General features: G+C 59.0%; 21 protein-coding genes. 7 read left to right on the forward strand and 14 right to left on the reverse strand.

The genetic code is table 11. The features are described from left to right. Positions 1 to 33 precede the first annotated feature (33 nt). From ABYT07_RS02995 to ABYT07_RS03005, 3 genes are read left to right on the forward strand one after another with little or no spacing between them, the layout of a single operon-like run. A complete protein-coding gene (locus ABYT07_RS02995; protein ID WP_372989350.1) occupies positions 34 to 1944 on the forward strand; it encodes a PAS-domain containing protein in 1911 nt (636 codons plus the stop codon). Beyond that, complete coding sequence (locus ABYT07_RS03000) at positions 1941 to 2642, forward strand: response regulator transcription factor (protein ID WP_372989352.1); 702 nt, start codon at positions 1941 to 1943, stop codon at positions 2640 to 2642. The genes ABYT07_RS02995 and ABYT07_RS03000 overlap by 4 nt, the downstream gene beginning before the upstream one ends. After that, positions 2633 to 3103 (forward strand): GNAT family N-acetyltransferase, encoded by a 471-nt coding sequence (locus ABYT07_RS03005; protein ID WP_372989353.1) that lies wholly within the window; start codon positions 2633 to 2635, stop codon positions 3101 to 3103. Before ABYT07_RS03000 ends, ABYT07_RS03005 begins: the two co-directional genes overlap by 10 nt. On the opposite strand, the gene ABYT07_RS03010 is transcribed toward ABYT07_RS03005, so the two are convergent. After that, a complete protein-coding gene (locus tag ABYT07_RS03010; RefSeq protein WP_372989354.1) occupies positions 3100 to 3858 on the reverse strand; it encodes an enoyl-CoA hydratase/isomerase family protein in 759 nt (252 codons plus the stop codon). The genes ABYT07_RS03005 and ABYT07_RS03010 overlap by 4 nt on opposite strands. A gap of 124 nt (positions 3859 to 3982) precedes the next feature. Here ABYT07_RS03010 and ABYT07_RS03015 point away from each other — a divergent pair, with 124 nt between their 5' ends. Then, positions 3983 to 4210 (forward strand): WGR domain-containing protein, encoded by a 228-nt coding sequence (locus ABYT07_RS03015; RefSeq protein ID WP_048600048.1) that lies wholly within the window; start codon positions 3983 to 3985, stop codon positions 4208 to 4210. On the opposite strand, the gene ABYT07_RS03020 is transcribed toward ABYT07_RS03015, so the two are convergent. Both ABYT07_RS03020 and fdhF read right to left on the reverse strand, forming a co-directional pair. Next, the gene (locus tag ABYT07_RS03020) at positions 4199 to 5404 is read right to left on the reverse strand and encodes a Zn-dependent hydrolase (RefSeq protein WP_372989355.1); all 1206 of its coding nucleotides are present in this window, start codon (positions 5402 to 5404) and stop codon (positions 4199 to 4201) included. The genes ABYT07_RS03015 and ABYT07_RS03020 overlap by 12 nt on opposite strands. A 222-nt stretch (positions 5405 to 5626) precedes the next feature. Next, positions 5627 to 8395 (reverse strand): formate dehydrogenase subunit alpha, encoded by a 2769-nt coding sequence (gene fdhF, locus ABYT07_RS03025; protein WP_372989357.1) that lies wholly within the window; start codon positions 8393 to 8395, stop codon positions 5627 to 5629. 216 nt (positions 8396 to 8611) lie between these two features. Between fdhF and ABYT07_RS03030 the strand changes: the two genes are divergently transcribed. The 3 genes from ABYT07_RS03030 to ABYT07_RS03040 are packed head-to-tail and all read left to right on the forward strand — an operon-like array spanning position 8612 to position 10955. After that, positions 8612 to 9265, forward strand: coding sequence for a histidine phosphatase family protein (locus ABYT07_RS03030; protein ID WP_372989359.1), 654 nt, complete (start codon positions 8612 to 8614; stop codon positions 9263 to 9265). Positions 9266 to 9276: 11 nt separating this feature from the next. After that, on the forward strand, positions 9277 to 9897 hold the full coding sequence (locus ABYT07_RS03035; protein ID WP_372989360.1) for a glutathione S-transferase family protein: 621 nt from the start codon (positions 9277 to 9279) through the stop codon (positions 9895 to 9897). Continuing rightward, the gene (locus ABYT07_RS03040; RefSeq protein ID WP_372989362.1) at positions 9894 to 10955 is read left to right on the forward strand and encodes a saccharopine dehydrogenase; all 1062 of its coding nucleotides are present in this window, start codon (positions 9894 to 9896) and stop codon (positions 10953 to 10955) included. Before ABYT07_RS03035 ends, ABYT07_RS03040 begins: the two co-directional genes overlap by 4 nt. A gap of 88 nt (positions 10956 to 11043) precedes the next feature. Here ABYT07_RS03040 and ABYT07_RS03045 read toward each other — a convergent pair whose 3' ends face one another. The 11 genes from ABYT07_RS03045 to ABYT07_RS03095 form a co-directional block, all read right to left on the reverse strand. Then, complete coding sequence (locus ABYT07_RS03045) at positions 11044 to 11781, reverse strand: SDR family NAD(P)-dependent oxidoreductase (protein ID WP_372989364.1); 738 nt, start codon at positions 11779 to 11781, stop codon at positions 11044 to 11046. Next, on the reverse strand, positions 11778 to 12335 hold the full coding sequence (locus ABYT07_RS03050) for a DUF3833 family protein (RefSeq protein ID WP_372989366.1): 558 nt from the start codon (positions 12333 to 12335) through the stop codon (positions 11778 to 11780). Before ABYT07_RS03050 ends, ABYT07_RS03045 begins: the two co-directional genes overlap by 4 nt. Before the next feature lie 2 nt (positions 12336 to 12337). Next, a complete protein-coding gene (locus ABYT07_RS03055; RefSeq protein ID WP_372989368.1) occupies positions 12338 to 13600 on the reverse strand; it encodes an MFS transporter in 1263 nt (420 codons plus the stop codon). Further along, the gene (locus ABYT07_RS03060) at positions 13597 to 14358 is read right to left on the reverse strand and encodes a DUF1365 domain-containing protein (protein ID WP_372989370.1); all 762 of its coding nucleotides are present in this window, start codon (positions 14356 to 14358) and stop codon (positions 13597 to 13599) included. Before ABYT07_RS03060 ends, ABYT07_RS03055 begins: the two co-directional genes overlap by 4 nt. Beyond that, on the reverse strand, positions 14355 to 15674 hold the full coding sequence (locus ABYT07_RS03065; protein ID WP_372989372.1) for an NAD(P)/FAD-dependent oxidoreductase: 1320 nt from the start codon (positions 15672 to 15674) through the stop codon (positions 14355 to 14357). Before ABYT07_RS03065 ends, ABYT07_RS03060 begins: the two co-directional genes overlap by 4 nt. A gap of 109 nt (positions 15675 to 15783) precedes the next feature. After that, entirely contained in the window at positions 15784 to 17046 is a 1263-nt protein-coding gene (locus tag ABYT07_RS03070; RefSeq protein ID WP_372989373.1) for a DNA recombination protein RmuC, read from the reverse strand. Then, positions 17043 to 18884: a DNA mismatch repair endonuclease MutL gene (gene mutL / locus ABYT07_RS03075; protein ID WP_372989374.1), complete on the reverse strand. Its 1842-nt coding sequence runs from the start codon at positions 18882 to 18884 to the stop codon at positions 17043 to 17045. Before mutL ends, ABYT07_RS03070 begins: the two co-directional genes overlap by 4 nt. Positions 18885 to 18966: 82 nt before the next feature. After that, positions 18967 to 20190, reverse strand: a complete 1224-nt coding sequence (locus ABYT07_RS03080; protein ID WP_372989375.1) for a urate hydroxylase PuuD — start codon at positions 20188 to 20190, stop codon at positions 18967 to 18969. A gap of 120 nt (positions 20191 to 20310) precedes the next feature. Continuing rightward, the gene (locus ABYT07_RS03085; RefSeq protein ID WP_372989376.1) at positions 20311 to 21738 is read right to left on the reverse strand and encodes a uracil-xanthine permease family protein; all 1428 of its coding nucleotides are present in this window, start codon (positions 21736 to 21738) and stop codon (positions 20311 to 20313) included. Positions 21739 to 21797: 59 nt separating this feature from the next. Continuing rightward, on the reverse strand, positions 21798 to 22286 hold the full coding sequence (locus ABYT07_RS03090; protein ID WP_372989377.1) for an ureidoglycolate lyase: 489 nt from the start codon (positions 22284 to 22286) through the stop codon (positions 21798 to 21800). Beyond that, positions 22283 to 23070: bifunctional allantoicase/(S)-ureidoglycine aminohydrolase (locus tag ABYT07_RS03095; protein ID WP_372989378.1), on the reverse strand; the 788-nt coding region annotated here is incomplete at its 5' end. The genes ABYT07_RS03090 and ABYT07_RS03095, both read right to left, overlap by 4 nt.

Here is a 23070-nt window from a genome sequence, read left to right on the forward strand (position 1 = left end):
GATAGCCGGTGAGGGCGAGTGAAGGGGGTAAACATGCAGCTGAACGACACGCAAACCAACGCGATGACGGCGGCTGGGCTGAACCTGATTGCCCAAGCGCTCACTATTTATGACGCAGAGCTGAAGTTGGTGCTGTGCAATGCGCCCTTCCAACAGATGTTTGACCTGCCACGCGCCCTTGTGATGCCCGGTGCAACCTTTCAGGAAACGATCACCCATCTGGCGCAAACAGGCGAATATGGCGACGTCGCGGATGTCGATGCGTTTGTGGCGGAACGCGTCGAGCAGGCCCGCGCCTTTGCACCACATTATATGGAGCGCACCCGCGCCAACGGGCGCACGATCTCGGTCGAAGGGTCGCCGCTGCCGCAGGGGGGCTGGGTGACGGTTTATACCGACATCACCCGCACCAAACAGCAAGAAGCGTTGTTGCGCGCGCGGTCAGATGCGCTGTCGGGGCAGGTCATCGCCCATGCCGAAGAATTATCCGCCACCAACCGCGAACTGGCCGCGATGAACGCAGCGCTGGAAGAGACCAAGCGCCAGTTGATCCATTCAGAGGCCCGCACCCGCCTGACGACCGAAATGATGCCAGCCCATATCGCCCATGTAGATTCCGCCGGGTACTACAGCTATTCCAACCGGCAGCTGAACACCGTTATGCCCGGACGGCCCGCTGATTTGATCGGGCGTCAAATTCGCGATGTGTTGGGGGCGCAGGCCCATGACAGTATCAAACCGTCGCTGGACAAGGCCTATGCCGGCAAGCCCTCTATTGTAGAGTTCACTGACGAGGCCAGCGCCCGCCGCATCCGGGGTGCGTTTACCCCCGACACCAATGGCGGCGTCTATATTCTATCGATGGACGTGACCGAAGAAACACAAAACCGCACGGCCCTGCAACAAACCAGACGGCGTGAATCTGCGGCTCAGGTGATCTCGGGGCTGGCCCATGATTTCTCGAATTTGCTGACGATCATCCTTGGCATGCAATCCCGTTTGGGGCGGCTGGATGCCTTGCCCGCAGCCGCGCACCCTTTGGTCGAAGGCACCTTGGCAGCCGCGCGGCGTGGCGGCGCATTGCTGAGCACCATCGCCGATATGACCGGCGCGCGGACCTTGCGCCCGATGGCGACCGATATTGGTACCATGCTCGCTGATCTAAGCGTGATGGCGCGGCCCACCCTGCCCGAAGCTGTTGAATTTCGCATCGAAAACCACATGCCGGACCGCCCCGTCCTGCTGGACAGCGGTTTGGTGCAAGACGGGCTGCTGAACCTGATCCTAAACGCGCGTGACGCCTGCGGCACGTCGGGGCTTATCACGCTCTCGGTGCAGCTGGTGCATGACACCTGGATTGAATTTAATCTGCGCGACAGCGGACCGGGCTTTTCGCCGTCGGCGCTTGAAAACGGCTTTACGCCGTTTTTTACCACCAAAGGGGCCGAAGGGTCGGGCCTAGGTCTGGCGATGGTCTATGACATGGTGAAATCCGCAGGCGGCGATCTGCGGCTGGACAACACAAACAGCGGCGCGCAGGTGACCATGCGCTTGCCCTACCGGGCTGCTGTTGCCGCGACCACAGGGCTGGTGCTGTTGGTCGAAGACGCCGATGATCTGCGCGCGCTGGTGCGTGACATGCTGATGGGTCTGGGCCATTCCGTGATAGAAGCCGCCAGCGCAGACGAGGCAACTGCCCTGCTGGCAAACCTGCCCGACATCGCACTGGTCTTGTCCGATATCCAGTTGGTGGGCGAGGCGACCGGCCTTGATCTGGCCAAACGTCTTGGCCCCGATGCCCCACCTTTGGTGCTGATGACATCGCTGCCCACCGATGATCCGCTGTTCCTTGACGCGCAGAAACGCGCGCCGGTGCTGCGCAAACCCTTTGGCACAGACGATTTGACTGCGCTGATCACCCCCAAAGAGATCGCTGCACAATGACACGCCCCCTTGTTACAATTCTGGACGACGAACCCGAAATCCGGACCTTGCTGGCCGAAGTGCTGGAAGAAGCCGGGTTCGACACGCTCAGTTTTGGCCGCGCGCGCGCATTCGAGGCCGCATTGGCCACCCACACCCCTGATGTCTGCCTTGTGGATTTATCGCTGCCCGACACCGACGGACTGACGCTGGTGCACCGTCTGGCGCTAGAGCAAGGTGCAATTGTCATCATCATCTCGGGCCGCGCACAGGTTCAGGACCGCGTGACTGGGCTGGAACTGGGGGCCGATGATTACATTATCAAACCGTTCGATCCCGCCGAAGTCGTCGCGCGCATCCGTGCCCGGCTGCGCAGCACCAAACCCGCGTCCCAATCGGGCAACGTCGCGACCTTCAACGGATGGAAAGCACATTTCGACCGCTACACGCTCGAGGATGACACAGGCGTGGAAACCCCGTTTTCCCATGCCGAAGGCGAAGTCTTGCGCCTGTTTCTGGACGCCCCTAAACGCCTGATCAGCCGCGCACAAATGCAAACCAGCCTTGGCGGCGTCGCGTCAGAAAGCTTTGACCGCGCCATGGATGTGCGGATATCGCGGCTGCGCACCAAACTGCGCGAAGACCCCAAAAACCCGCAATTGATCAAAACCATCTACGGGGCGGGCTATATATTCTTGGGGGACGTGACATGGACCTGACACCCTATCAACTTGGCCCCGACGATCCCGCGCTCTCGGCGCTTTTGGTGCTCATGCACGACTGTTTCGGCTATATGGAGGGGCGAATTGCCCCGCCCAGTTCACTGGGTCGGGTCACAGAGGCAAGCCTGCGGGACACCGCAGCACAGGCCGAAATCTGGTGCATTGGCGCGCCGCCTTTAGCGTGCATGATCCTGACCGCGAAACCCGGCAGACTTTATCTTGGCAAGGTCTGCGTGGCCCCGACCCATCAAAGGCTCGGACTTGCCCGCCACCTGATCAATCACGCAGACGCGCGCGCCCGCGCCCTGCGCCTGCCGATGCTCGAATTGCAAACAAGGGTAGAGCTTGAGGACAATCACGCCACCTTTCATGCCCTTGGTTTTATCGAATACGCACGCACCGCACATGCCGGTTTTGACCGGCCCACCAGCATCACAATGCGCAAACCGGTGTCCTAGCCGCCCAACATTGCGCGCATGGCGGGCACGGTTTCGTCGTTGAACCAACCGCCCTCTGGCGTGTTCGCCCCCGCTGCGATGCCCGCTTTGATCTTGGCAATCACTTCGCCGCGGATCTGCGCCTTGACCGATGCAAAGGTTGCAGGCGGTATCTGCGCCAACTTTGCGGCCTCGTCCAACGCGGCTTGCATCAGGTCCTCGGCAGGCACGATCCGGTCTACGATGCCCGAAATCTTCGCGTCCTCTGCCGACATCGGCTGTCCGGTCAACATCAAACGCCGCAGGTCATTGGGCGACAAGGTTGCGCGCGCAATCTCGAGCGGGCCAATGGGGAAATCCGCCCCCACACGCACCTCGGCCAGCCCAAAGGCGGCCTTGGGCGCGGCAAGACGGACATCGCTGGCCAAGACGTAAAACAACCCACCCGCGATCGCGGCACCGTTCACCGCTACGACGACCGGCTTTTTGCAGGCGAACAAGGCCAGAAACCCCTCGTTCAGTCCGGTCACGATTGCGTGCTGGTCCGACAGATCAAACCCTTGCGCTTCTTTCAGGTTCAGCCCGGCCGAAAACACTTTGAACGGCGATGCGATCACAATGGCACGCACTGATGGATCCGCCTCAAGCGCTTTGATCGCCTGCGCAAACTGCATCAAACCGGTGGCAGAAAGCGCATTCACCGGCGCGTGGTTCAGCGTCAGGCACACGACACCGCCGGGGTGTTCACTGCGCAATAGGTCGGGGGTATCTATCATAGGTACTTTCCTTTTTCTCAGGCCCTACGCTTTCATGCAATTCTAAGACTGTCACCACAAAAAACACTTAGGCAGACACGGTTTCCCGTTGCGTCCTCGGGCCCTCCGGCGCTAGATTCATCGCATGATTGAATGCCTCCTCTACCGTACGGGACGCGCGCAAGGGCGGTTGTTTTACCGCGTCGAAATCGCGATGAACCTGTTCAGCGAAGTATCCGTGCTGCGCGAGTGGGGCGTCGCTGGTGGCCGCCCCAAGGCCGTCGTGCAAAGCTTTGCCAACCTGCGCGATGCATCGCGTGTCGCGGACAGGCACCGCAACCGGGCTGAACGGCGCGGGTATCTACGTTTTTGATCCCAACTGTGCGACCGCCTGCGCCAGCACCTGCACGCCCGCGACCAGATCATCTTCGTCCGTGTCTTCCTCGAAGGTGTGACTTAGCCCGCCAATCGACGGCACGAACAACATCGCTACAGGCATCAGCCGGGACACGTTTGTCGCATCATGCAGCGCGCCCGACGGCATTTTGCGCCACTTGCCTGGCGCCACGGTTTCGGCCCCCGCCTCAAGGGCAGCCCGCAACCGCTGATCCATCGAAACCGGCTCAAGTCCCAGCAAAGGCCCATAGCTCAGGGCCATCCCCTGCGCCTGTGCAATCTCCGAGGCTGAGGTGCGAATGATCTCCTCAATCCGCGCCAACCGATCCGCGTCCGCATCGCGCCACTGCATTGAAAACACCGCCCGCCCGGGCACAATCGAGGACGCATTCGGATGCAGCGACAGATGCCCGATGGTCCAGACCGTCTGCGGCGTCACCACATTGCGCAGCCGGTCATTCAACAGCGTATTAAATGCCGACACCGCCTGAAACGCGTCGCGTCGCAGGTGCATCGGCGTGGTGCCTGCGTGGTTTTGCTGACCCTCAAAGGTGACTTTCATATCGCGAATGCCAACGATATCAGTGACAACACCAATTTTTTCGACACTGCTGTCCAACGTAGGGCCTTGCTCGATGTGCAGTTCGACAAAGCCCGTGAACTGGCTTGGCGACACCGGGCCCGTCACCATTTCTGCAACCGCATGCCGGGCGTCGCCCAAACTGACGCCTGCGTGATCAACCAACAGATCAGCATCCGCTTGCGACAATTGCCCGGACCAAACGGCACTGCCCGTGGTTACGCCAAACCGTCCCTCCTCGTCCTGAAAAGACACAACCGACACCGCAGGCCCGCCCGCCTCTTGCGCTGCCCGCGCAACCTCAAGTGCTGCAATGACACCCAAAGCGCCATCCAGCCAACCGCCCTCGGGCTGGCTGTCCGAATGCGACCCCAGCAGCAATGACTGCCCATCGGCCAAGCCGAACAGGTTGCCCATCGCATCCACTTCAACGCGCAAACCCGCGTCTTGCATCTGCTGCGCAAGCCAACGCCGCGCCGCAAGATCAGCGTCAGAATAGGCCGGGCGCACAACGCCCTTTCCGACGCCCGCAGCGCCAAAGCCCCGCAAGCTATGCAAATCCCCTAGAAACCTGTCCGCATCAATACGCATACTACATCCCATCTTCTCTGGCTCATAAATATCCCAGGGAGTTTGAGGGACAGCGTCCCTCATCCCCTAAAATTTAAGATCCTAGCCCATACAGTTCACCGCCAACAAAACGGTGAAGCAAGAGGGATGCAAGACCCGAATATTTCATTCAGGTCTGTGATCAGTGTACCGAAGAAAACACAGGCACGCTTCAGCCGCCACCAATATGGCCCGCAGCAGGGTTTACTCCGCTGCGACAGCCCCCTTCACCGCTTCAACCTTAACAGCTGAAAACTTGAATTCAGGAATCTTGCCATAGGGATCAACCGCCGGGTTCGTCAGGATATTCGCTGCCGCCTCAACATAGGCAAAGGGCAGGAAAACCATGTCAGGCGATACGGCCCGGTCTTCTCGGGCCATAATCTCAATCGTACCGCGTTTGGTCGACAGCCGCACATGTTCGCCAGGGGTCACCCCCAGCTTGCGCAGCGTTGACGGATGCAGGGAACAGTTCGCCTCGGGTTCAAGCCCGTCCAACACGGCAGACCGCCGCGTCATGGAACCGGTATGCCAATGCTCCAACTGTCGCCCCGTGGTCAGGATCATCGGATAATCCTCGTCGGGTGCATCATCGGGTGCGATGATACTGGCTGGTGTAAACCGTGCACGCCCGTCCTGACGGGGGAATCCATCGCCAAACACGATCGCCTGTCCCGGGTCGGTCGGGCTGGTTGACGGATAGGTCACCGCGCCCTCACTCGCCAGCCGGTCCCAAGTGATGTTGTTCAGCGACGACATGTTCAACTTCATTTCAGCGAAGACTTCGCTTGGGTGCGTATAGGTCCATCCCAGACCCAGCCGTTTGGCCAGTTCAACTTCGATCCACCAATCTTCTTTCGCGTCGCCGGGCGGCGTCACCGCTGGACGCCCCATCTGCACCTGCCGGTTGGTATTCGTCACGGTACCTGCCTTTTCGGCAAAGGCGGAGGCAGGCAAAATCACGTCCGCAAAATTTGCCGTTTCCGTCAGGAAAATATCCTGCACCACCAGATGCTCCAGCTTGGCCAGTGCATCGCGGGCGTGTTCCACATCGGGGTCTGACATCGCGGGGTTTTCACCCAGCACATACATGCTTCGAATGTCGCCATCATGAACCGCATCCATGATCTCGATCACCGTCAGACCCTTCTTGTTGCTGAAATCCTCGCTTTTCCACACCTCGGTAAACGCAGACCGCACACCGTCATCGGAAACCGGTTGATAGTCTGGCAAGAACATCGGGACCAATCCCGCATCAGACGCCCCTTGCACGTTGTTCTGCCCGCGCAGCGGATGCAGCCCCGCGCCGGGACGCCCGATCTGGCCCGTCATCAGCGCAAGCGAAATCAGACAGCGTGCGTTATCAGTGCCGTGAATATGCTGCGACACGCCCATGCCCCAGAAGATCATGGCAGCATTGGCACCGGCGAAAGTCCGCGCCACATCACGCAGGGTTTCGGCATCAATACCGCAAATCTTGGCCATCTTTTCGGGCGTAAACGTCTTAAGATGCGCCTTCTCGATTTCCCAATTTTCGGTATAGGCTTCGATATACTGCTGATCGTACAGCTTTTCTTCGACGATCACATGCATGATCGCATTCAGCATCGACACATCCGTACCGGGCCGGAATTGCAGCATATGCGACGCATGCCGCTTGAGCGCCTGACCGCGCGGGTCCATCACGATCAGCTTGCCGCCACGCTTGGCGAACTGCTTGAAGTAGGTCGCCGCGACAGGGTGGTTTTCCGTGGGGTTCGCACCGATCACAATCGCCACATCCGCGTTTTCGATCTGGTTAAAGGTCGCGGTCACGGCACCTGACCCGACATTCTCCATCAACGCTGCCACGGATGACGCATGGCACAGCCGCGTGCAGTGATCGACGTTGTTATGGCCAAAGCCCTGACGAATGATCTTTTGAAACAGATAGGCTTCCTCGTTGGTGCACTTGGCAGACCCAAAACCGGCCACCCCGCGCCCGCCGACCTTTTTCATACCATTGGCCGCGAAATCCAGCGCCTCGTCCCATGACGCTTCGCGGAAATGCGTGTGCCAATTGCCGGGATCGACATTCAACCCTTTGGCCGGTGCATCGTCACGCCGGATCAGCGGTTTGGTCAAACGGTGCGGATGGTGGATGTAGTCAAACCCAAACCGCCCCTTCACACACAAACGCCCCTCGTTCGCAGGGCCATTGATGCCTTCAACATATTTGATTTTGCCGTCCTTGACCTTCAGCGACACCTGACAACCCACACCGCAGAACGGGCAAATGCTGTCCACCTCACTGTCGAAATCCGCGCGGTCGCCAACCTGATCCGCGTCCACGACAGTCGCCTCCATCAAGGCACCCGTCGGACAGGCCTGCACGCATTCGCCGCACGCGACACAAGACGACGCACCCATCGGATCTGCCATATCAAATGTGGGATAGCTGTCTTGCCCGCGCCCGGACATGCCGATCACATCGTTTACCTGCACCTCGCGGCACGCACGCACACACAGATTGCACTGAATGCAGGCATCCAGATTGACCCGCATTGCCACATGGCTGTCATCCAGCAGCGGAATGCGGCCCTCTTCCAGCTTCGGAAACCGGCTGGCGTCTACGCCTTCCATCGCGGCCATATCCCAAAGGTGGCTCGACTTATCATGGGCTACGTCTTGGGGCGGCTGGTCCGTGACAAGCAGCTCCATCACCATCTTGCGCGCATTCTCGGCACGGGCATTGTTGGTGGTCACAACCATGCCTTCAGCAGGCTCACGCAAACAGGACGCCGCCAAAACCCGCTCGCCCTCAATCTCGACCATACAAGCGCGGCAATTGCCATCGGGACGGTACCCCGGTGCTGGCGTATAACACAGATGCGGGATCTTCAGGCCGCGCCCGTTTGCGACCTCCCAAATGGTCATCCCGGCCTCGGCCTCGACCTTTTCGCCATCCAGCGTAAATGAAATTGTCTCAGCCATGGGGGATCCTCCTCGCAACGGGTTTCCGCACCATAATGCGCAACGTCCATCACCGGCAGTCACAATCCCGACACACCACCCCGATTTTGCGCCACGGCTGTTTCCGATACGCGCCCCTTCGCTTCTCTGGCTAAAAAATATCCTCGCCGAAGGCTCCTGCTCTTCCAACCCGTGCAGCCCTTGCCTATCAAAGGCCCAACAGTAAAAGGCGCACCCATGTCCCACATTACCCTGATCCGCCACGGCCAAGCCAACTCAAGTGCCACGGACGAAGCCAGCTATGACATGCTCAGCCCGCTTGGCCACCAACAGGCAGCATGGCTGGGCGACCACCTGCGCCATTCGGAAACCCACCACACACGGCTTTATACCGGCACCCTGCGCCGACATATCGAAACCGCTGACGGCATGAGCACTGGGCTGGAACCCATCCGCGACGCCCGCTTGAACGAACTGGAATACTTCACCCTAGCAACCCTGCTTGAGCAACAACACGGCGTCCCTTTTCCAGACGACCAACACGGGTTCAGCGCCCACCTGCCGCTGGTGTTCGAGACATGGAAAAGCGACAAGCTTGATAACCCACCCGAAAGCTACGCCAGTTTTGAATCCCGCATCCAATCCGTCCTCGAGGAAATCTCGGCCGGCCAAGGCCCCGCCCTTGTGGTCACATCGGGCGGGCTGATTTCAATGGCGATGGCGCAGGCCATGGGGCTTGGCGTGCCTGCCATGGCACGCATGGCGCTGGCAATCATGAACACCTCGATGCACCGGCTGTTTCCCATCGGCGGTCACTGGTCGCCCGTCCTTTTCAATGCAGTGCCCCACCTTGACACGCCAGAACGCCGCACTGCGCAAACCCATATCTGAAAGGCCACATCATGCTGAAACTCTACTGGGTCAAAGGCACCATCTCGATCGCCGTGGCCATCGCCTTGGAAGAAGCCGGGCTTCCCTATGATGCCGTTCAAATGGATTTCAAAACGGCCGACCAAACCAAACCAGACTATCTGGCAGTCAACCCCAAAGGTCGCGTGCCAGCGCTTGCACTTGAAGATGGTACAGTGCTGACCGAAACAGGTGCCTTGCTGGACTACATCGCCGCCATCGCACCAACCGCAAACCTTGTCCCAACCGACCCCCAGAACGCGGCCCATATGCGGAGCACAATGTATTACCTGGCTTCGGCCATGCATATCGCGCATGCGCATAAAATGCGCGGATCCCGCTGGGCGACCCAGCAATCCAGCTTTGACGATATGACCGCAATGGTCCCCGAAACCATGGCGGCCTGTGCCGCCTATGTCGATACGCACATCTTGCGCGGCGACTATGTGCTGGGGGATACCTTCAGCATTGCCGATCCCTATCTTTATGTCGTCTGCAATTGGCTGTCCGGCGATGGGGTTGATGTCGCGCTCTATCCCAAAATCGAGAAATTCATGAGCCAAATGCAAACGCGGCCCAGCGTCCAGACCATCTACCAAAAGGCCATGCTATGACCGCGCCCCACCTTTGGGTTCGCGCCGAACAGCGCGACAATGAAACCCGCGTCGGCCTGACCCCTTCGGGTGCCGCGACCCTGTTGGCCCAAGGCTTTCGCGTCACGGTCGAGACCTCGGACACGCGTGTCATTCCTATCGATGATTACGCAAAAGCCGGCTGTACCATCGCACCGCAGAACAGTTGGCCCGATGCGCCCGATGATGCGATTATCTTCGGCCTGAAAGAGCTCCCCGATGATGGCACCGACCTAAGGCACCGCCACATCATGTTCGGTCACGCCTACAAAGGCCAGTCTGCCGGCCAGACCCTCCTGAAGCGCTTCAAGGCTGGCAAAGGCACATTGTACGACCTTGAATACCTCACCGATGATACGGGCCGCCGCGTCGCCGCCTTCGGCTATTGGGCCGGTTTCGCAGGTGCCGCCGTCGCCGTAAAATGCTGGATCGCCCAAATCAAGGGAACACAAACAGCACCAATTTCCCCCTATGAAAACGCGGATGCTCTAACAGCAGAACTCCAATCCGAATTGAATGAACTGGATACCAAGCGGCCAGATGCCTTGGTGATCGGCGCACTTGGCCGCGTCGGCACGGGCGCATCAGATCTGTGCAAGCGGCTGGATATTTCAGTCACCGGCTGGGACATGGCGCAAACGGCGCATGGCGGCCCATTCCCTGAAATCCTGAACCATGCACTGTTTTTCAACTGCATTCTCGCGGGGCCCCAGACCCCTATTTTCGTCCCGAAAAATGCAGCAACCCTACCGCGCAGCCTGCGCGTGATTGGTGACATTGCATGTGACCCCGATAGCGATTTCAATCCGGTCCCTGTCTACGACCGCGCAACCACTTGGGAAAACCCTGCGCTTCGGGTCAGCGACGCCCCACCGCTTGATGTAACGGCAATCGACAACCTACCGTCGATGCTGCCACTTGAAAGTTCCGAAGACTACGCCGCGCAGCTTCTGAATACTCTCAGCAGCCTCTCTCATCTGGACGGACCTGTCTGGCTGCGAGCAAAAGCATTGTTTGACAAACATCAAGCCACGGTTTGACCCGTTTCTCTGGCTCTTAAATATCCCATCAAGAAAGGAGTGTCGTCGCAAGACGACGCGTTTGGGTTCGTTTTGGGTCAGTGCAATCTTAGCCGAAAATGCGATAATACAAGGAATCCGGCAAGAATTGAGCGATGCGGAAAAGCATCGAGAATGCGAACGGAAAGCTCTTTTTGAAACGGTCACTATTCATGTGCTCGAATACTTCTTGAGCAGCAGCTTCGGGCTCCATCAGGAAAGGCATCTTGAAGTCGTTCTTTTCGGTCAGTTGGGTTTTGATGAACCCGGGGTTAATGACCTGCACCTTGACGCCCGTCTTGCGCAGGTCGGCATACATACATTCAGCCAGCGACATCGTACCGGCCTTCGAGGCCGTGTACCCGATGGATCGGGGCAACCCGCGAAAGGCCGTCAAGCTTGAGGTGATCACGATATGGCCTGCGTCTTTTGCAACCATGCCCGGCACCACCTCGCCAAGTACCCGGACAAGGCCGGTCAGATTGACATCAATCATTGCTGTGGCGTGATCCGCTTCCCAGGCTTTCGCCCCAAAGGGCCAATAGGCTCCGGCTAGATATACGATACCGTCCACATCGCCTACGGCAGTAACTGCGGCGCGTATGCTGTCGATATCTTGCACGTCCATTGCCTGATAGCTGGCCTTGCCCGGAAGTGCGTCAACCAACTCGGCCAGCTTGCCTTCGGACCGCGCCGATACGATCACCTCGGCTCCGGCACTGCTGATTTTATGCGCAAGCGCCGCGCCCAATCCAGCGCTTGCCCCGACCAACCAATATCGTTTTCCTTGCCAATCTTCGTTCATCATTTTTCCTTTGTTCGGATCGTCGCGACCAACTCTGCGACCTTAATGCCAAATTTGCGGAATTGGCTTCGATTGATCATTGTTCCTTCGGGGGTAAGGTAAATCCAGTCGATGGTTTGCAAGACATGTCCCCCAAGATCATCAGGTAATTTAATCGGATACCGCATTTGTATCGCAGATCCGGACTGCTGCCCTTGGCCGACCCCGGGCACATCAGGCGCTGTCGCAGTAAATCGCCCACCAGCACCCAGCTTGATCGTCCAAAAGCGGTCTTGTGTCGCGCGATCGTGATACACGAAATGCTCACTAATCTGGGCGGTGTCACCATCCCAGACCACATTGAAATCTGCGACGAAGCTACTGGTCACACGACCCGTAGGCCCAAAGATGACGCCTTCGCAGATCATCTCTCCGTTCAGGTGCTTCTTCATGTCCAGCACAACCAAATCATCGGCATAATCAGCAGCTTTTTGTCCTGAGAATGCCCAGAGCTTGCAGCGCATGAAAACACCCAGCAGGACCACGCCAGCGCCGACAAGCAAATAGATAACATCCATTTTCAGTGACCGTCCTCTTGCAGATTTGTCCCAACAAGCAACGCAACTGCAGCGCCCTTGAGCACGCAGGGCACCCCTGCATAGAGCCAAATCAATGTTGATAACGCTTTGGGTGGGTTCACCAAAGCAGCACTGTCGTAGCCAACAGCTTGTAGTATTGGAAGTAGCGTGACCGCCGCGAAAGCAAGCGTGAATTTTGATACAAGTGACCACAGTCCGAACCCTTCGGCGGCGGATGGCGCAACTTTGGCCATGCGTGCGGCGAACATGGCGGGCAGCAGCGTCAGATCCGCCCCCAAAGCCGCACCCGAGCAGATGCAAACAAGGGCGAAGGGCCAGATATCACCTGGCCCCAACGCAAGCGCACCTGCAAAGGCAACAATGGCCAGTCCCATGGCCCCCACCAGCACCAACTTGGGGCCAAAGCGTTCGGCAAGCAGCCCCCAGAATGGCGCGGCAGCGGCGGCAGACAGAAAGAAAACCAACAGCAACGGCCCTTCCCATCCCGGGGCCTGCAATGCGCTTTGGACATAAAATAAAAACAACGTCGAGGTAACGGCAACGGGGGCCGCATTAAGCAGAGCAACCAGCAGCAGTCGGCGCGCTACGGGATCGCGCAGCACGGTGCCAAACCCCGTCGACGACGGCACCCCTACGCTGCGCCATTCACCGCGCATCGCAAAGACCGATGCCAGCGCCAGCACACCAAAACCGATGGCAAAACCGGTAAAGGGCGCGTCCATCACAGCACCAAATGCCACAGGCACAACCGAGGCAACACACACCCCAAGCAACGCCCCCGTCTCGCGCCAGCGTGCCAGCGACAAATGCCCGGCACTGTGCAAGGTGGTGGGCAAGGTCGTGTTCAGGGTATCGGCCTTGGCCACGCCTTGGGCGTAAAAGCTGATGGTCAGAAAACTGAACGCCGAAAACACCCCGGTCAACGTGATTGCAAACCACCAAAGTGGCGGTAGCAGTGGCGGCACGGCAAACAGCGCAATCATTGATGCTGCCATCACGGCGCAGGCGATCCCCACCGCTATGCCGCGCTGGTCGCGCAGCTTTTCGGACAGCTTACCGAACAAAGGGTCCTGAACCACATCCAACAGGCGCAGCGCAAACAAAACAGCCCCCAAAGAGGCGAGAGATACGCCGTATTCATCCACGAAAAACTTTGGCGCATGGATATAGATCGGCAGACCAGCAGCGGCCAAAAGAGCCGCGAAAAGCGCATAGGCCGAAAGATGCTGCGACACAGGTTTCATCCGCGCGAAATTTCGTTGTCGGGCGGATCGGGTCTCGGCTTGTAACCGCCGCCCTTCCACCAAAGCTTGAGCGCTTGCCAATGGATCAGCGCAAGCACGCGGCGTGCACCAAAGGGGCGGCGCAGCATGGACCGCAAGATACCTGCATTCGTCAACGGCCTACGTTTACCCGTCAATGTGGCGATCAAACCGCCATCGGTCTGGGTATAGTCAATCCAGATACCGACACGGTCGGGCCGGATATCAAAGCGGAAACGGTACGACCCTTCGACTGGCTGAAAGGGCGAGACGTGAAAAATCTTGGTCGCGTTCAAATGGTCGTCCGGCTTTATCTCGCGCAGGTCCGCGTGGTGGCACAGATAGCTGTGGCGGTCTCCAAAGGTGTTGGACACCTCGGCAATCACCGTGATCAGCGCGCCATCAGTTCGGCGACACAGCCAAAAGCTGACCGGGTTAAAAACATGCCCCAAAACGCGAGGTTGTGCCATGATTTCGATGGTGGCCACACCGGTGATCTGATGCTGTGCCAGCACGTCGCGCACCCAAGCGGCACCGCGACCGGCCCCCTTGGGACCGCCATGATCACTGTCTTGCAACGATGTCAGCCCACGACGATTGCGCGCAAACAAGGTCGGCGTGTCAGGGGCCGCTTCTGCATCCAGAATGATGTAATCCACCGAATAGCGGAAGGTATTGTCGACCGCCCCTTTGCGCCCGTGATAGGTGACCCCCGCGATATGATCGACGGTTGCGGTCATTCTGCGGCCAAAGCGACCTCTGCAGCGCCTCTGATCCCGCGCACCACATCAACGGCGCTGGATAGCCCGTCTTCGTGGAACCCATGTCGCATCCAGGCACCGCAAAACCATGTGTTGTTGGTCCCGTTAAAGCCGCGGACTTGTTCTTGGGCGGCCAATGCCCCGCGATCATATACCGGATGCCGCAGGGTGACCTGATCATAAATCAGATCCTCGCGGATGGTGCGTGCGGTGTTGAGCGTGACGAAATGCGGATCATCCATCGGGATGGGTTGCAGCGAATTCATCCAGTATGTCAGGTCGATCCGCTCTGACTTCTGGTCTTTTTCTTCGGCATAGACCCAAGATGCCCACGTCTTGCGTCGCTTGGGCATGATCGACGCATCCGCATGCAAAACGATATTGTTGGGCTGGTAGTGAATGGCCCCCAAGGCCGCTGATTCTTGCGCGCTTGGGTCGGACAGCATCCCCAACGTATCGTCAGAGTGGGTGGCAAAGATCACCTCGTCAAAGGCCTCCCAATCGGAGCCATGCGTTTTCACTTCTACGCCCACCCCCGTGCGCCGCACGGATTGAACTGCGGCGTTCAGCCGAATATCAGCGCGCTTGGCAATCAAAGATGCCTCAAGCCTTCTGACATATTCGATTGATCCCCCCTCAACCGTGTACCATTGGTGCTGCCCTGTGTGGCTCAGCAATGCGTGGTTCTCGAAAAAATCGATCATCGAATAGGCAGGAAAATCCAGTATCTTGTCCACCGGGGTCGACCAGATCGCGCCTGACAACGGCGTCAGGTAATAGTTGCGGAAATAGTCGCCCGCGCCAAGTTTATCGAGAAACCCTTCGATGGTCAGCGACCGGTCTTGGGCGATTTTGGTGGCCGTGTTGTTAAAGCGCAGGATATCACTGAGCATGCGCAGGAATTTCGGGTTCGCCAGATTGCGCCGCTGCGCAAAGATCGAATCCATCGTCATCAGCGCATATTCCAACCGCCCCCCGTCAATCGACGCCCCAAAGCTCATGTTGGATTTGACGACCGGCACGTCCAGTTCTTGGAACAGGGCGGCAAGGTGCGGATAATTGGCATAGTTGAACACAATAAAACCTGTATCCACAGGCTGATCGCCATTCTTGCCTGCGATCTTTGTGCGCGCATGCCCGCCCAACCGTGCTTCGGTTTCAAAAATCGTGACGCGGTGGTCGTCAGCCAGCATATGTGCGGCCCCCATCCCCGAGATTCCGCCGCCAATCACAGCAATTCTTCGAGGACCTGTCGCGGTGTCGGGCAGGGGCGGGTCGATGGCTTCAAACGGCATAGGGGGTCGATGTCCAGTATGTTAGGTATCGTGCATGTAATACGACAGAGACACGTGCCAAGAAGTAAATGAGTTGCACGACATTTAAATCAAACTGTGACCGACTGCGTCACTTTGGCCTACCATCGCGCCCACGATCTGTACTTGGCTTGGTCAGGGGTACGACGGTGTTGTCGGGTTCAGCCAGATCTTCGAAGTCAAAATTGTCCAGCCGTGCCGCGCGTTTGCCTGCCCTTTCGGCGGCGGTGCCCAGCCCTTCCAGATCGGCGCGCGCCTGCCCAAAATGGGTGTTCAGCTTGCCCACACGTTCCACCACGATTTCTACATCGCGGTGCAACATTTTCAGTGTTTTGCGGATATCACCGGCCTGTTCGCGCATCCGGGCGTCTTTCAGGATCGCGCGCATTGTGTTCAGCGTCGCCATGCAGGTGGTCGGCGACACGATCCAGACCCGCGCGGCGAAACCTTCACGGACCAGTTCGGGAAAATTGGCGTGCAGTTCGGCATAGACTGCCTCGGACGGCAGAAACATCAAAGCCCCATCTGCGGTTTCGCCTTCGATGATATATTTGCTGCTGATCGCGCTGATATGCGCCTTGACGGCGACACGCATGGCGCGGGCTGCATCTTTGACCTCGTGGTCGGTTTTGGCGCGGCGCAGCGCTTCATAGGCCTCAAGGGGGAATTTGCTGTCAATCACGATGGGGCCGGGCGGATTTGGCAGATGGATCAGGCAATCAGCGCGTTTGCCCGTCGATAGGGTCGCCTGCATCGTATAGCTGTCGCGCGGCAGGGCCTTGGACACGATGTCATTCAGCTGGATTTCCCCGAATGCCCCGCGCGTCTGCTTGTTGCTCAGAATGTCTTGCAAGGACAGCACATCGCCCGAAAGCTTGGTGATATTGTCCTGCGCCTTGTCGATCGCCGCCAGCCGTTCCTGAAGCTGGGTCAGGCTGGTGGTCGTTTGTTTTGACGATCCGTGCAAGGTCGTCGCCATCCGTTCCTGCATCTCGGCCAGATTGCGGGCGGTGCGTGCGGCGTTATCCGCGAGCCTATCCTGCATCTGCTGTTGCACATGGGCCATCCGCGCCTCGATGCTTTGGATCATCTGGGTTTGCGCGTTGGCTTGCGTGTCCGACACCGTTTGCAGACCGCCGCGCAGCTGTTCCTGCCCCATGCCAAGCTGCTGCACATGGCCACCCATGACCTGCATCTGACGCGCCAAGGGTTCGACCATCCGCGCCGACCGCGCCCCCGCACGCACGGCCATGATCAGAAGGATCAGAACGAGCAGCACCAGCGCCGCAGCGCCAAGCACCATCAAGACGCGCGGATCATCCAACGCATAGCTTTGCCCGCCGATCTGGATCATGTGCGCCCGAACAGCCGTTCAATATCGCTCAGCTTCAGCTCCACATAGGTGGGGCGGCCGTGGTTGCATTGGCCGGAATGAGGCGTTGCTTCCATCTCGCGCAGCAGGGCGTTCATTTCCTCGCCGCGCATCCAGCGGCCAGACCGGATTGATCCGTGACAGGCAACGCGGCTCAGGATCGCCTCGATCCGCGCCTGGACCGTGTTGCTTTCATTCTGATCTGCTAGTTCATCGAGGATATCCAATATCATAGCCTTGGCATCCACAGTCCCCAAGATCGCAGGCGTTTCACGCACGGCGATGGCACTGCCGCCAAAGGGTTCGATCGTCAGTCCCAGCTTTGTCAGTTCCTCCGCCACATCCAGCAGACGCGCGCAATCGGACGCGGATAAATCCACGATCTCCGGGATCAGCAGCGCCTGCGCTGCGACGCCATTTTCCGCCATCTGGCGCTTGAGCTTTTCATAGACCAGCCGTTCATGGGCGGCGTGCTGGTCGACGATGACCATGCCCGTGGCGGTCTGCGCGATGATATAATTCTCGTGCACCTGCCCGCGTGCTGTGCCCAGCGGATAATCCGGGGTCTCTTGCGGTTCTTCGGTCACATGTTCGGCGGGTGTTTCGACCCTGCCCCACATGCCAGCGGTTTCGGCAAAGCCCGGTGCCTGTGCCTGATAGGCCGCCGTGCGTGCACCCAGCGAAGGGCGGTCCATCTGATAGACCCGTGCGCCAGTTTGTTCGGGTCGCATCGCCCCAAGGGTGGCGTCGGCCACAGTGGTCGAGGCACGGTGCCCCGCATCCGCCAGCGCATGGCGCAGGCCTGACACGATCAACCCACGCGCAAGGCCGGGATCGCGAAACCGCACCTCGGATTTTGCGGGGTGAACGTTGACGTCAACCAACGTGGGGTCGCAATCGAGGAAGAGAGCAGCCGCCGGATGGCGGTCGCGGCTAAGGAGGTCAAAGTAAGCGCCCCGCAGCGCGCCCACCAACAGCTTGTCGCGCACAGGACGGCCATTGACGAACAGATACTGCGCCACAGCCGTTCCCCGCGAATAGGTGGGCAATGCGGCAAACCCCGTCAGGTGCAGCCCTTCGCGCGTCGCGTCAATGGGCAGGGAATTATCTGCAAACTCGCGCCCCAAGACCTGTGCCAAACGCCCATGCAACGCGGCGAACATATCGCCCTGTTCAGCCTCGGCGCGGAAAACCTCGCGACCCGGACCGTCACCCGAGACATCGCGCAGGGTAAAACGCACAAAGGGTTCGGCCATAGCCAGACGTTTGATGATATCCGCAATCGCCTGCGCTTCGGCGCGGTCGGTGCGCAGAAACTTCAGGCGCGCGGGCGTGGCAAAGAAAAGGTCGCGCAGGGTTACGACCGTGCCACCGTTGAGCGCGGCGGGGCGCACGGGGCCGGTTTGGCCACCATTCACGGTGATCTCGGCCCCTTCCTGCCCCGCAACGCGGCTGGTGATTGTCAAGCGGCCTACAGCACCAAGGGACGGCAAGGCTTCTCCGCGAAAGCCGAAGGTGTGGATGTTCAGCAGGTCGGAACCGTCGATTTTCGACGTCGCATGGCGGGACAGGGCCAAGGGCAGATCGGCCGCCGGAATGCCGCAGCCATCATCTGTCACGCGGATCAGAGTCTTTCCGCCGTCCGCATATTCCACGGTAATCTGGCGCGCGCCTGCGTCGATGGCGTTTTCCACCAGTTCCTTGACGGCAGAGGCCGGGCGTTCCACGACCTCGCCCGCTGCGATGCGGTTGATTGCGGATTCATCAAGCTGGCGGATAACCGGCGCTAGGTCGCGTATATTGGGGTTTGGATGTGCCATAGCGCTAGAGCTAGCATATGCCCGCGCGATTCTGAAAGCTGCAATGGCAAGAGGCGTGGGTTAAAACCGACCCTACGATCCCCTACCGGCGCAATGCCGCTTGGTACCATGCTACGATCTGTGCGCGTTCATCGGCCCGCATATAGCTAAGGTTCGCAGGGGGCATGGCGTGGGTCACGCCGGCTTGCAGATAGATCTGTTTTGCCGCTTTGGCGATCTGGTGTTCGGTCTCGAGCCGCACCCCTTTGGGGGCCCAAAGCAGGCCATCCCAAGCGGGTTCAGCCGCATGGCACATGCTGCACCGGCCAAGCACGATGTCGTGGACCTGATCAAATCCGTCAGCTTGGGCGAAGCGCAGCGACGAGCCGGTTGCCTCTTCGGGTTCCACGACACGGAACATAGGGGCGGTCGACAGCCAGATGATCGTGATAAACAAAAGCGCCGTGGCCAGCCATGTCCACGTCGGGTTGCCCGACCTTGAATGCAGACTGTTGAAATAGTGCCGGATCGTCACGCCCATCAAAAACACCAGCGCCGCAATCAGCCAGTTCATTTCGGACGCAAAGGCCAGCGGATAGTGATTGGACAACATCAGGAAAATCACCGGCAGGGTGAGATAGTTGTTGTGGGTGCTGCGTTGCTTGGCGATCTTGCCGTATTTCGCGTCCGGCGTCCGCCCGGCCTTGAGGTCGGCCACGACGATGCGTTGGTTCGGCATGATTATGAAAAACACATTGGCCGACATGATCGTCGCGGTGAAGGCACCAAGGTGCAACATCGCCGCGCGGCCTGAAAAGACCGAAGTGTAGAAATATGCCATCCCGACAAGGATCACATAGAGCCCGATCATCAGCCGCGTGTTGTCATCGCCAAATTTGCTTTTGCAGATCAGGTCGTACGCAATCCAGCCAAAGGCCAGCGACAGGATGGATATTGCAATCGCCTGCCAGATCGCCAGATCGGCGACGGAGGGGTCAACGAGATAAAATTCGGCACCAAGGTAATAAACCAGGATGAGCATGGCGAAACCGGACAGCCACGTCGAATAGCTTTCCCATTTGAACCAGACCAGATCATCGGGCATCTGCGCCGGGGCGACGAGGTATTTCTGAACATGGTAGAACCCGCCACCGTGGACCTGCCATTCTTCGCCATCGGCACCGGATTTCAGGTTGCGGTCACGGTGCAGGCCCAGATCAAGCGCGATGAAATAGAACGAAGACCCGATCCATGCGATGGCTGTGATGACATGCACCCAGCGGACGGCAAATTCGATCCACGCGCCCATGGCGATCATATCGTACATGTAGGAATCCTTGGTTTGGCGGTTGGAAAAGGGCCGCCGGGGGCACGCTTTGTTTTTAGCGCGGGTGCCTCCGGCGGGGATATTTAAGAGCCAGAGAAACGGGGCCTCTCTGGCAGGGGTTTATTTGTGCGGCAGGCTACCTTTGGAGGTGCCGGACATACCGCCCGAGACTTCTTCGGTGGATTCCTCGGCCAGTTCTTGCGGCAACAGAAGGTTGAGGACAATTGCAATCAGGGCTGCGGGAAGCAGGCCGCTGGTCATCAGGATTTTCAGCGTTGCAGGGAGATGTTGCACCGCACCCGGCTCTAGCTGGAGCCCGAGGCCGACTGAGATCGAGATTGCGAAGATTACCATGTTGCGGCGGTTCCAATCCACATCGGACAGCATCGACATACCAGCAGCCACCACCATGCCGAACATGACGATGACACCGCCGCCCAGCACTTCGATCGGGATCGTGCGGATGATGCCGCCGACTTTGGGGACGAGGCCACAAATGATCAGGAAGATGGCACCGATGGTCACGACGTGGCGGCTCATGACTCCTGTCATTGCGATCAGGCCGACGTTTTGGCTGAAGGATGTGTTGGGCAAACCGCCAAAGATGCCAGCGATTGCTGTGCCGACACCGTCGGCGTAGGTTGCGCCCTGGATTTCGGTATCCGTTGCCTCGCGGCCTGCGCCGCCTTTGGTGATGCCGGATACGTCGCCCACGGTTTCGATTGCCGAGATGAACGCCATCAGACAAAAGCCGATGATTGCCGCTGCCGAGAATTCAAAACCGTATTTGAACGGGTTTGGCAGGGCAAAGGCGGCAGAGCGGCTCCAGGAGCCGGCAATTGCGTCGATGGTCAGCATACCGACGCCCAACGCATAGACATACCCCACGATCAGGCCGATCAGCACGGCCGAGATGGACAGCATGCCTTTGGTGAAGAATTTGACGCCTAGGGTGACGAAGATCACGACCAAGGCGGCAGACCAGTTCAACAGGCTGCCGTATTCAGGCGTGCCAATCGCAGGGACACCGCCCGCAGCGTACTGGATGCCGACCTTGACCAGTGCCAGACCAATCATCGTTACCACAAGGCCAGTGACCAGTGGTGGTAAGGCAAAGCGGATTTTGCCGATGAACAGGCCAAGGCAGGCGTGGAAAATACCGCCAATCACAATACCGCCGAACAGGGCAGCAAGGCCGTCGACGCCTTTTCCGGCCACCAGCGGGATCATGATGGGGATAAAGGCGAATGATGTGCCTTGCACGATAGGCAGCCCAGCGCCGACGGGGCCAATGGTGATCGTCTGCAACAGGGTCGCGACGCCAGCAAACAGCATCGACATCTGGATGAGATACAGCAGTTCAGGAAAATCAGGAGAGTTCGACCCGAAGCCAAAGCCCGCAGCGCCCGCAACGATGATCGCAGGCGTGACGTTCGAGACGAACATCGCAAGGACGTGTTGAATGCCCAAAGGGATCGCCCGGCTTAGCGAAGGCGTGTAATTCGGGTCGCGCAGCTGTTCTGGCGTCCCAATCGAAGTGCTGGTCATAGATATTGTCCCTTGTTGGTATGTGGCCGCACTTTTAGCAACGCGGTCCTTTTTTGGCCTTAGGCTCTGATCACATAAGGCGGATCAAGGGTGTGTTCGTCAAGGTTCGCCGAAGTCCCGATCCGGTCAACGACCGCAAAAAGCCCCGGTGCTGCCAAGGGTGTCAGCACGCCGTGCCATGCGCCGCGGTGAAAATTCACGCCTTGATGCCGCGCTGTCAGAAACGCACGCGGGCGTCCCGGCACACCGTTTTCATCAGGGGCCACGATCACAAGGAAGGGTTCGGCGGTCATCGGCAAAAACGCTTGAGAGCCTTCGGGATGCCGTTCGAGCAAGTCCAACACATAAGGCAGGCTGCGCGGTTGCGCGTTGAAAATACTGATGCCCGCGCGCCCTTGGTCACCGAAATCAAGGACCGCTTTGTCATGATGGCGACCACACAGCCCGGCGTTGATCATCTTGTCCGGGCTGCCAGACGCATCAAGGATATCGCCAAAGGGGGCGAAGGCGGCTTGGGTCAGCGGTTCGATCTGGATATCACGGGTCATAAGGACAGCGGCATGTGGCGGTTCACATCCTTGTACAGCAGATAGCGAAACGGCGTGCTGCCCGTCGCCACACAAGCCTGCGGACAAAACGCACGCAGCCACATGAAATCACCCGGCCCCACCGGCACCCAGTCGCGGTTCAGCAGGTAATCGGCGGTGCCCTCGAGCACGTATAAGCCGTGCTCCATCACGTGGGTTTCCGCAAAGGGGATCACCCCACCGGGCTGGAATGTGACGATGTTGACATGCATGTCATGGCGTAAATCGAGCGGGTCCATGAAGCGCTGTGTCGCCCATGCCCCGTTTGTGTCTGGCATGGCCATATGTGGCACGTCATCTTCGTGGGTCACCACCGCCGGAGGGATAGAGATACCTTTCGCCGCGACATAGCGCTTGCGGATCCAATGGATGCCACAGGCCGTGTCAGCCGAATTCCACAATGTCCAAACCGCAGCAGGCGGCAGGTAAACATAGGACCCCGCCACCAGATCATAGGCATCCCGCCCGATGGTCAAACGCGCCATGCCATGCGCCACGAACAACACCGCTTGGGCATCCATGTCCGGTTCAGGGGTGGCGCTGCCGCCACCGGGGGCCAGTTCCAAGGCGTATTGGGCAAAGGTTTCGGCGAACCCCGTCAAGGGCCGGGCCAAAACCCAAGCGCGTGTATTCGACCAGCCGGGCAGAAAACTGGTAACGATATCGCGCTGCACCGATGCAGGGATCACCGCATAGGCATCCGTGAACACTGCCGTGCTTTCTGGCGATTGCGACTGGTCGGGCA

Origin of the sequence: Sulfitobacter sp. (genome assembly GCF_041552635.1) — a bacterium.
Classification (GTDB): Bacteria; Pseudomonadota; Alphaproteobacteria; order Rhodobacterales; family Rhodobacteraceae; genus Sulfitobacter.